Consider the following 10,064-nt stretch of genomic DNA (forward strand, 5'->3'; position numbering starts at 1 on the left):
AGCTCAGCGATTCTGCATGGCCTTCATTGCCCTCGGCATCAACCACAAGACCGCGTCCGTGGCCGTCCGCGAGCGCGTGGCCTTTACTCCCGAGCAGATGGTCGAGGCTCTGCAGCTGCTGTGCAGGCTGACTTCCAGCCGTGAAGCCGCGATCCTCTCCACCTGCAACCGCAGCGAACTCTACCTGGAGATCGAGCATCCGGACGCCGGCGACGTGCTGGCCTGGCTGGCCGATTACCACAACCTGGGGATCGACGACCTGCGCGCCTGCGCCTACGTGCACCAGGACGAAGACGCCGTGCGCCACATGATGCGCGTCGCCGCGGGGCTGGACTCCATGGTGCTGGGCGAGCCGCAGATCCTCGGGCAGATGAAGTCCGCCTACGCCGTGGCCCGCGAGGCCGGTACCGTCGGGCCGATGCTGGGGCGCCTGTTCCAGGCCACCTTCAGCACCGCCAAGACCGTGCGTACCGACACCGCCATCGGTGAGAACCCGGTGTCGGTCGCCTTCGCCGCGGTGAGCCTGGCTCGGCAGATCTTCAGCGACCTGAGCCGCAGCCAGGCCCTGCTGATCGGCGCCGGCGAGACCATCACCCTGGTCGCCCGCCACCTGCATGAGCAGGGCGTGAAGCGCATCGTGGTGGCCAACCGTACCCTGGAGCGCGCCAGCCAGCTGGCCGAGCAGTTCGGCGCCCGCGCCATCCTGCTGGCGGACATGCCCGACGAACTGGTCAACAGCGACATCGTCATCAGTTCCACCGCCAGCCAGTTGCCGATCCTCGGCAAGGGCGCGGTGGAGCGCGCGCTGAAGCAGCGCCGGCACAAGCCGATGTTCATGGTGGACATCGCCGTGCCGCGCGACATCGAGCCGGAAGTCGGCGAACTGGAAGACGTCTACCTCTACAGCGTGGACGACCTCCACGAAGTGGTCGCCGAGAACCTCAAGAGCCGCCAGGGCGCCGCCCAGGCCGCCGAGGAACTGGTCGGCGACGGCGTTCACGAATTCATGCTGCGCCTGCGCGAGCTGGCCGCCGTCGATGTATTGCGCGCCTATCGCCAGCAAGCTGAGCGCCTGCGCGACGAAGAGACCCAGAAGGCCCAGCGCCTGCTGGCCAACGGCGCCGACCCGATGGAGGTCATTGCCCAGCTCAGCCGCGGCCTGACCAACAAATTGCTGCATGCGCCCAGCGTGCAGATGAAGAAACTCTCCGCCGAGGGCCGCATCGATGCGCTGGCCGTCGCGCAGGAACTGTTCGCCCTCGAGGAGGGCACTGACAAGCGATGAAAGCGTCCCTCCTGAAAAAGCTGGATATCCTCAGCGACCGCTATGAAGAGCTGACCGCTCTGCTGGGCGACGCCGAGGTGATCAGCGACCAGACCAAGTTCCGCGCCTACTCCCGCGAATACGCGGAAGTGGAGCCGGTCATCCTCGCCTTCCGCGAGTTCCGCAAGGTGCAGTCCGACCTCGAAGGCGCCCAGGCGCTGCTCAAGGACAGCGACCCGGACCTGCGCGAGATGGCCGAGGAGGAGGTCGAGCAGGCCAAGACCGCGCTGGTCGGCCTGGAGGATCGCCTGCAGCGCATGCTGCTGCCCAAGGACCCCAACGACGGCCGCAACGTCTTCCTGGAAATCCGCGCGGGCACCGGCGGCGACGAGGCCGCGATCTTCTCCGGCGACCTGTTCCGCATGTATTCGCGCTACGCCGAGAAGCAGGGCTGGCGCGTCGAGATCATGTCCGAGAACGAAGGCGAGCACGGCGGCTATAAAGAGGTGATCGCCCGCGTCGAGGGCGAGAACGTCTACGCCAAGCTCAAGTTCGAGTCCGGCGCGCACCGCGTGCAGCGCGTGCCGGCCACCGAGTCCCAGGGCCGCATCCACACCTCCGCGTGCACCGTGGCGGTGCTGCCCGAGCCGGACGAACAGGCGGCCATCGAGATCAACCCGGCCGACCTGCGCGTGGACACCTACCGCTCCTCCGGCGCCGGCGGCCAGCACGTGAACAAGACCGACTCGGCCGTGCGCATCACCCACATCCCGTCGGGCATCGTGGTGGAGTGCCAGGAAGAGCGCTCGCAGCACAAGAACCGCGCCAAGGCCATGGCCTGGCTGGCGGCCAAGCTCAACGACCAGCAGCAGGCCGCGGCCCAGCAGGCGATCGCCAGCACGCGCAAGCTGCTGGTCGGCTCGGGCGACCGCTCCGAGCGCATCCGCACCTACAATTTCCCCCAGGGCCGGGTGACCGACCACCGCATCAACCTCACCCTGTATTCCCTGGGTGAAGTGATGGAAGGCGCGGTGGAGCAGGTCATCGAGCCGCTCCTGCAGGAATTCCAGGCCGACCAGTTGGCCGCACTGGGCGATTGAGCGCGGGCGACTGAGAGAGCGACAGACCATGGCAACCATCATGACCCTGCTCAACGAGGCGCAACTGCCGGACTCGCCCAGCGCGCGCCTGGATGCCGAGCTGTTGCTCGCCGCCGCCCTGGGCAAACCCCGCAGCTTCCTGCGTACCTGGCCCGAGCGCGTGGTCAGCCGCGAGGCCCACGACCTCTACGACCGCTACCTGGCCCGCCGCGTGGCCGGCGAGCCGGTGGCCTACATCCTCGGCCGCCAGGGCTTCTGGAGCCTGGACCTGGAAGTCGCCCCGCACACCCTGATCCCGCGCCCGGACACCGAACTGCTGGTGGAAACCGCCCTGGCGCTGCTGCCCGCGTCGCCCGCCCGCGTGCTCGACCTCGGCACCGGCACCGGCGCCATCGCCCTTGCCCTGGCGTGCGAACGCCTGAGCTGGCAGGTGCGGGGTGTCGATCGCATCCCCGAGGCCGTGGCCCTGGCCGAGCGCAACCGCGAACGCCTGCGTCTGGGCAACGTGGCCTTCCAGGCCAGCCACTGGTTCTCCGCGCTCGGCGGCGAGCGCTTCTCGCTGATCGTCAGCAACCCGCCGTACATTCCCAGCACCGACCCGCACCTCAGGCAGGGCGACGTGCGCTTCGAACCCTCGAGCGCGCTGGTCTCCGGGCAGGACGGGCTGGACGACATCCGCCTGATCATCGAGCAGGCGCCCAGCCATCTCGAAAACGGCGGCTGGCTGATGCTCGAACACGGTTTCGACCAGCCTGACGCCGTGCGCGACCTGCTGCTCACCCGTGGTTTCAGCGCCGTGGAAAGCCGCCGTGACCTGGGCGGCCACGAGCGCATCAGCCTGGGGCGCTGGACATGCTGAGCGACAACGAACTGCTGCGTTACAGCCGGCAGATCCTCCTGCCGCAGATCGACGTGGAGGGCCAACTGCGCCTGAAGGACAGCCGCGTGCTGATCGTCGGTCTCGGCGGCCTTGGCGCGCCGGTGGCGCTGTACCTGGCCGCGGCCGGGGTCGGCGAGTTGCACCTGGCGGACTTCGACACGGTGGACCTGACCAACCTGCAACGGCAGATCATCCACGGCACCGACAGCGTCGGCACGGGCAAGGTGGATTCCGCCATCGCCCGCCTGGCCGCGCTGAACCCTGAGGTGAGGCTGGTCGCCCACCGCCAGGCGCTGGACGCCGACTCCCTCGGCGCCGCCGTGGCGGGCGTGGACCTGGTGCTGGATTGCTGCGACAACTTTGGCACCCGCGAGGCGGTGAACGCGGCCTGCGTCGCGGCGAAGAAGCCCCTGGTGAGCGGCGCGGCGATCCGCCTGGAAGGGCAGCTCTCGGTGTTCGATCCGCGCCGCGCGGAAAGCCCCTGCTACCACTGCCTCTACGGCCATGGCAGCGAAGCCGAGCTGACCTGCAGCGAGGCCGGCGTGGTCGGCCCGCTGGTGGGCCTGGTGGGCAGCCTGCAGGCGCTGGAGGCGCTGAAACTGCTGGCCGGTTTCGGCGAGCCGCTGGTGGGACGCCTGCTGCTGGTCGACGCCCTCGGCACGCGCTTCCGTGAGCTGCGGGTCAAGCGCGATCCGCAGTGTGCCGTGTGCGGAGCCTCGCATGGCTGATGCCGCACCGATCGGGGTGTTCGACTCCGGTGTGGGCGGCCTCAGCGTCCTCCACGAAATCCGCGCGCGGCTTCCCCACGAATCCCTGATCTACCTCGCCGATTGCGGCCACGTGCCCTACGGCGAGAAGACCCCCGAGTACATCCGCGCGCGCTGCCGCGCCATCGCCGAGTTCCTCCTGGCCCGTGGCGCCAAGGCGCTGGTGCTGGCCTGCAACACGGCCACCGCGGCGGCGGCGGCGGATTTGCGCGAGCAGTATCCGCAGGTGCCCATCGTCGCCATGGAGCCAGCGGTGAAGCCGGCCGCCGAGGCCACCCGCAGCGGCGTGGTCGGTGTGCTCGCCACCACCGGCACCTTGAAAAGCGCGCGTTTTGCCGCGTTGCTGGATCGGTTCGCCAGCGACGTGCGGGTCATCACCCAGCCGTGCCCGGGGCTGGTGGAGCGCATCGAACTGGGCGACCTGAACGGCCCGCAGACCCGCGAGCTGCTGCAGGGTTATGTCGAGCCGCTGTTGGCTGAAGGGTGCGACACGCTCATCCTGGGCTGCACCCATTACCCGTTCCTGCGCCCGCTGCTGCGGGAACTGGTGCCTGCGGATGTGTCGCTGATCGATACCGGCGCCGCCGTCGCCCGCCAACTGGAGCGCCTGTTGGAGGCGCGGGGGCTGCTGGCGCAAGGGGACGCAAAAAAAACTGAGCTATGGACCAGCGGCGCAGTCGAAGGTCTTGAACGGGTACTGCCGGTGCTTTGGGGCGCGGACGATACCGTCAGTTTCTTCCCTGGCTGAGAAAAGAATAGCGGGCTACCGACCTTGGTCTGTCAGCAAATGCTGACAAATGGCCTTATAATTGCCAGCTATTCGCGGGGATTTTTCATTCAGCTTTCTAATAAAGGATGTTTCGATGAAGAAACTACTCTCGCTGGCCGCCGTGGCAGCCTTGACCCTTGGACATCTGGTCTCCGCACAGGCCGCAAGCCTCACTGGCGCCGTGGGCGTTACCGGGCAGAACACCATGACCTACCGCCTGGGCCTGGGCTTCGACTGGGACAAGAGCTGGTGGGAAAGCTCCACCGGCCGCCTGACCGGCTACTGGGATGCCGGCTACACCTACTGGGAAGGTGGCGATGAGGCCAGCGGCCGCCACTCGCTGTCCTTCAGCCCGGTGTTCGTCTACGAGTTCTCAGGTGCGACGGTCAAACCCTTCGTCGAGGCCGGTATCGGCGTGGCCGTGTTCAGCGGCTCTCGCGTGGGCGACCAGAACCTGGGCGGCGCCTTCAACTTCGAGGATCGCATCGGCGCCGGCCTGCGCTTCGGTGAAGGCCAGGCCCTGGGCGTGCGTGCCACGCACTATTCCAACGCCGGCATCAGCCAGCCGAACGACGGCATCGAATCCTACAGCCTGTATTACACGCATCCGCTGTAATCGAGCGTCGACCGAAGAAGCCGGGCCTGGGCCCGGCTTTTTTGTGCCCGACGGTTTTTCCAACCAGCAGGGCAAAATCGACACTGCCCTGTAGGAGCGGGCCATGCCCGCGATCGCGCGCAGGGCGCGCACCTACCGGTACGCATCGTCCGATGCCTTCGCGCCCGTATCAGCGGCTGGCCGACAGACTCTTGAACGCCTCCAGCGCCCGGTCCCGCGTTGCCGACAGGTCGCACATCGGCTGTGGATAACCCTGCATGCCGAACAGCCCGAGCTTCGACGGATCATGCACCGCCTTGTCCTGCAGCCCGGCCAGTTCCGGCACCCAGCGGCGGATGAAGCGGCCATCCGGATCGAAGCGCTCGGACTGCGAGATCGGGTTGAAGATGCGGAAGTACGGCGCGGCGTCGGTGCCGGTGGAGGCGCTCCACTGCCAGCCGCCGTTGTTGGCCGCGAGGTCGCCGTCGATCAGGTGGCGCATGAACCAGCGTTCGCCCTCGCGCCAGTCGATCAGCAGATTCTTGCTGAGGAACATCGCCACCACCATGCGCAGCCGGTTGTGCATCCAGCCGGTGGCCAGCAGCTGGCGCATGGCGGCGTCGATGATGGGGAAGCCGGTGCGGCCCTGTTGCCAGTTTTCCAGGTCGGCCGTGTCCTGGCGCCACCTGAGTTGCTCGGTGTCCTCGCGGAAGGCGCGATGCCGGCTGACGCGGGGGAAGCCGACCAGGATGTGCTTGTAGAACTCGCGCCAGAGCAGCTCGTTGATCCAGCTCACCGCGCCGCTGTTACCCGTTTCGAACTCGCCGTGGTTGTTCGCCAGCGCCGCGTGCAGGCACTGCCGGGGCGACACCACGCCGGCGGCCAGGTACGGCGAGAGACGACTGGTGCCGTCGCGGGCGGGGAAGTCGCGGGTGTCCTGGTAATTGCCGAGAATCTCATCGGTGAACAGGGCGATGCGCTCATGGGCCGCGTCCTCGCCAGCGGGCCATTCGTTGCGCAGCGCGGCGGGCGGTATGGCGAATCCTTCCACCTGCCGGGGCACCTCGTCGCTGACGAGGTTCAGCTCCTGCTGCGCGCGGGGTGCCGGGACCAGGCTGGGGACGCCCAGGTTCAGGCGTTCGTAGCAGACCTTGCGGAACTGGCTGTAGACCTGGAAGTAGGTGCCGCCCTTGGTGAGGATCGTGCCGGGGGTGAAGAACAGCTGGTCGAGGTGGCTGCGCAGGTGGATGCCATCGCTGGCCAGGGCTTTCTGCACGGCGGCATCGCGGGCGGCCTCGTTGATTCCGTATTCCTCGTTGACGTGCACGGTCTCGATGCCCAGTTCCTGGCACAGCTGGCTGATGAGGTTGGGCGCGTCGTCCCAGCGCGGCGCGGTGCGGATCAGCAACGGAATATGCAGCGTGTCGAGGGCCGCCTTCAGCTCGCGCAGGTTGCGCAGCCAGAAGTCGACCTTGCACGGGGCATCGTCGTGCTCGTGCCACTGGCCAGGGCTGAGCAGGTACAGAGCGATCACCGGGCCGCGCTCGGCGGCGGCGTGCAGGGCGCTGTTGTCGCGCAGGCGCAGGTCGGTGCGCAGCCAGACGAGTTGGCGTTTCATGGGGCTTCCCCGTTGATCAGGTGCAGTTCACGCAGCAGGCCGAAGGCGGCGACCGGATCGCTCGCCAGGTGCAGTGGCTCGTCGGTGCTGACCTGGTCCTGCAAGGCGTCGGGGTGAATAGCGGTGGCGGGGCCGACCAGCAGGCGCGGGCAATCGACGCCGGCCAGCAGCCGGGACAGCTGGGGCAGGTTCAGCGTGCAGCTGGCGTACAGCAGCACGGCGCGTGGTTGCAGGCGTTCCACCGCCAGCGCCAACTCGCCGGGTGGCAGGGGCCAGTCGAAGATCTCCAGCGGGAAACCGGCGCTGCTGGCCAGCCACGCGGTGAGCCACACCCCCGGCTCCAGCGGCAGGTCGGACTGGTTCACCAGCAGCAGCGGGGCGCCGCGCTGCTGCCGGTTGTGGTGGTAGAGACGGGTGCCGAACTTGGTGCGCAGCCAGGTGTGGAAGAACACCCGCTCCAGCTGTGCACCGAACTGCCCCTGCCAGCGCCGCTCCAGTTCGTCGAGCAGCGGCAGCATCAGTTGCTCGCAGAGCGTCAGCGCGGGGTAGATCGCCAGCGCGCCGTTGAACAGGTCGTCCAGCTGCCGCTCGTTGATCCGGCCGATGGCGGCGATGCACTGCTGGCGCAGGTCGTCCCAGGGCGAGCTGCCGGCTTCGGCTGGCGGCGGCGTGTCTTCGTCGAGCAGCGCGCGGATCTTGCTCACCGCTACGCCCCGGCCCAGCCAGGTGAGGATTTCCTGGATGCGCGCGATCTGCGCCTCAGAGTAGAGACGGTGGCCCTTGGGCGTGCGCTGCGGCACGACCAGGCCGTAGCGGCGCTCCCAGGCGCGCAGCGTGACCGGGTTGACGCCGGTGCGCCGGGAGACGTCGCGGATCGGCAGCCAGCCTTCGGCCAGGGCCTGGCGATAGTCGTCGTCCGAGTCGCGGTGTGGGTGGTCGGGGTTCATGGGCATCCTTTGAGTGCGTCTGATGGCGGCCTCAGATGGCATTGCGCAGGCTCAGGCCTTCGGGGTGCGGTTGCAGGTAGGCCTGGGCATCGATGTAGGGGTGCGGGTGCAGGCGGAAGTAGTGCTTGAGCAACGTCAGCGGCACGACCAGAGGGATCACGCCTTCGCGGTACTGGTCGATCAGGCGCTGCATCTCGGCTTTCTCGCTGGAAGGCAGTTCGTGCTTGAGATAGCCGGCCAGGTGCTGCAACACGTTGCTATGGGTGCCGCGGGTGGCGCAACTGCCGAGCGCCTGCATGAAGTCGCGGAAATAATCCGGGGCGAACGCCTCCAGCGGCTGTTCGCCGATCTTCGCCAGGCGGCGGCCCAGTTCGCTGTACTGCCGCGGGTTGTGCGCCATCAGCTGGTACTTGTAGCGCGAGTGGAAGCCGATCACCGCGTGGCGGGTCAGGCCCTTGTCGACGAGTTGCTGCCAGGCGGCGTAGGCGAACACGCGGGTGAGGAAGTTCTCGCGGATCACCGGGTCATTGAGCCGGCCTTCCTCTTCCACCGGCAACGCCGGGCGCGCCGCGCAGAAGGCTTCCGCATACAGCCCGCGCACGCCCGGCGGGCGTGGCTGGCCGTCGATGCGGTAGAGCTTCACCCGGTGCAGGCCGCAGGAGGGCGACTGCTGCATGAAGATGTAGCCGCAGATGTCCTGCATCGCTCCGGCCTGCTGGCGGCCATAGTCGCGCAGGGCGTCGCTGACGTCGCGGCCGCCTTCGCGCAGGATCAGCGCGCGCGGTTCGTCGTGCTCGCCGACCAGGCGCAGGGTCGGGCGCGGGGTTCCCAGGCCGATGGCGACTTCCGGGCACACCGGCACGAAATCGAAGTAGCGGCTGAGCACCTCCAGGCACAGGCGCGAGGCCTTGTGCCCGCCGTTGTAGCGCACCGGCTCGCCCAGCAGGCAGGCGCTGATGCCGAGCTTGGGTCGTGACGGAGAGTGAGACATGGCAGTGTCCGAACTTGTACAGGATTAGTTGTTTGTACAACTATCGCACAGGATAGACGCAGCCTTGTACAAGTGCAAAGACTTGTACAAGGCGGTGGACGGACGCGGGGAGAGGCGGCCTTCTCCAAGGCGGGAAAGCCGGGGTGGATCAGAGGTGTTCGAGCAACCGGCGGGCGGCTTCCTGGCCACTCAGCCACGCGCCTTCGACGCGGCCGGAGAGACACCAGTCGCCGCAGGCGTAGATCCCCAGGTCGGCATCGGCGAGGGCGCCGAACTGGTGCGCTTCCATCGGCCGTGCGTACAGCCAGCGGTGGGCGAGGGCGAAGTCGGGGGCGTGCACGGCGCAGCCGATCAGCTCGGCGAAAGCACCGCGCAGGTGCTCGATCACGCTTTCCTTGGGCAGGTCGATGTGCTGTTTGCTCCAGCCGCTGGCGGCGTGCAGCACCCAGGTGTCCAACTGCTCGTCGCGGCCCGGCTTGGAGTGGTTGCTGGCCAGCCAGGACAGCGGGCCCTCGTGCACGAAGCAGCCTTGCACGGGGGTATCCAGCGGCTCGCGGAAGGCCAGGGCGACGGCCCAGGTCGGCTCCATGGCAATGCTCGCGGCAGCCGCGGCTAGCTTCGGCGCGCTGGCCAGCAGGGCCGCGGCCTGGGGCGCCGGGGTGGCCACCAGCACGCGGCTGAACGGGCCGTGGGTCTGGCCCTCGGAGTCCTGCAGGTGCCAGTGTTCCTCGCCGCGGTACACCTCGGTGATACGGCAGGTGAAGGTGACGACGACGTCCTGCAGCAAGGCGCGGGTGATCGCGCTCATGCGCGGGGTACCGACCCAGCGGGGCTGTTCGTCGGGGGAGGGGCTCAGTTCTCCGTCGCGGTACTGGTACAGGGCCGGGTCCCATTCGGCGACCCAGCCGTGCTCGCGCCACTGCTGCACGGCGTCGAGAAAGCGCCGGTCGCGGGCGGTGAAGTACTGCGCACCGAGATCCAGGGCGCCGGCTTCGCTGCGCTTGCTGGCCATCCGGCCGCCGCTGCCGTGGCCCTTGTCGAAGAGCTGGACGTCCTGTCCGGCGGCTTGCAGGGCGTGGGCGGCCGAGAGTCCGGCGATACCGGTGCCAATGATGGCAATGGGGGCGCTCATG

The 10,064-nt window shown here is 68.2% G+C and carries 10 protein-coding genes; 6 read left to right on the plus strand and 4 right to left on the minus strand.

The window, feature by feature from the left end:
- Positions 1-16 precede the first annotated feature (16 nt).
- From hemA to ACNFIA_RS13365, 6 genes are all read left to right on the plus strand, one after another.
- A complete protein-coding gene (hemA, locus tag ACNFIA_RS13340; RefSeq protein ID WP_259757326.1) occupies positions 17-1,285 on the plus strand; it encodes a glutamyl-tRNA reductase in 1,269 nt (422 codons plus the stop codon).
- Positions 1,282-2,364, plus strand: a complete 1,083-nt coding sequence (gene prfA, locus ACNFIA_RS13345) for a peptide chain release factor 1 (protein ID WP_259757325.1) — start codon at positions 1,282-1,284, stop codon at positions 2,362-2,364. The genes hemA and prfA overlap by 4 nt, the downstream gene beginning before the upstream one ends.
- A gap of 28 nt (positions 2,365-2,392) precedes the next feature.
- Positions 2,393-3,223, plus strand: coding sequence for a peptide chain release factor N(5)-glutamine methyltransferase (gene prmC, locus ACNFIA_RS13350; RefSeq protein ID WP_416785489.1), 831 nt, complete (start codon positions 2,393-2,395; stop codon positions 3,221-3,223).
- Positions 3,217-3,972, plus strand: coding sequence for a molybdopterin-synthase adenylyltransferase MoeB (locus ACNFIA_RS13355; RefSeq protein ID WP_416785492.1), 756 nt, complete (start codon positions 3,217-3,219; stop codon positions 3,970-3,972). Before prmC ends, ACNFIA_RS13355 begins: the two co-directional genes overlap by 7 nt.
- Positions 3,965-4,759 carry a glutamate racemase gene (gene murI / locus ACNFIA_RS13360; RefSeq protein WP_416785495.1) on the plus strand — a complete coding sequence of 265 codons (795 nt, stop codon included), beginning with the start codon at positions 3,965-3,967 and terminating at the stop codon, positions 4,757-4,759. Before ACNFIA_RS13355 ends, murI begins: the two co-directional genes overlap by 8 nt.
- A 115-nt stretch (positions 4,760-4,874) precedes the next feature.
- Positions 4,875-5,396 carry an acyloxyacyl hydrolase gene (locus ACNFIA_RS13365; RefSeq protein ID WP_259757321.1) on the plus strand — a complete coding sequence of 174 codons (522 nt, stop codon included), beginning with the start codon at positions 4,875-4,877 and terminating at the stop codon, positions 5,394-5,396.
- A 169-nt stretch (positions 5,397-5,565) separates the two neighbouring features.
- On the opposite strand, the gene phrB is transcribed toward ACNFIA_RS13365, so the two are convergent.
- The 4 genes from phrB to ACNFIA_RS13385 form a co-directional block, all read right to left on the minus strand.
- Positions 5,566-6,993, minus strand: coding sequence for a deoxyribodipyrimidine photo-lyase (gene phrB, locus ACNFIA_RS13370; RefSeq protein WP_416785498.1), 1,428 nt, complete (start codon positions 6,991-6,993; stop codon positions 5,566-5,568).
- Positions 6,990-7,940 (minus strand): MerR family transcriptional regulator, encoded by a 951-nt coding sequence (locus ACNFIA_RS13375; RefSeq protein WP_416785500.1) that lies wholly within the window; start codon positions 7,938-7,940, stop codon positions 6,990-6,992. The genes phrB and ACNFIA_RS13375 overlap by 4 nt, the downstream gene beginning before the upstream one ends.
- Positions 7,941-7,971: 31 nt before the next feature.
- On the minus strand, positions 7,972-8,931 hold the full coding sequence (locus ACNFIA_RS13380; RefSeq protein ID WP_416785503.1) for a YbgA family protein: 960 nt from the start codon (positions 8,929-8,931) through the stop codon (positions 7,972-7,974).
- Positions 8,932-9,079: 148 nt separating this feature from the next.
- Entirely contained in the window at positions 9,080-10,063 is a 984-nt protein-coding gene (locus ACNFIA_RS13385; protein ID WP_259757317.1) for an NAD(P)/FAD-dependent oxidoreductase, read from the minus strand.
- Between the last annotated feature and the right edge of the window lies 1 nt (position 10,064).

The organism is Pseudomonas sp. NY15437 (assembly GCF_048068435.1).
Lineage (GTDB): Bacteria > Pseudomonadota > Gammaproteobacteria > Pseudomonadales > Pseudomonadaceae > Pseudomonas > Pseudomonas nitroreducens_B.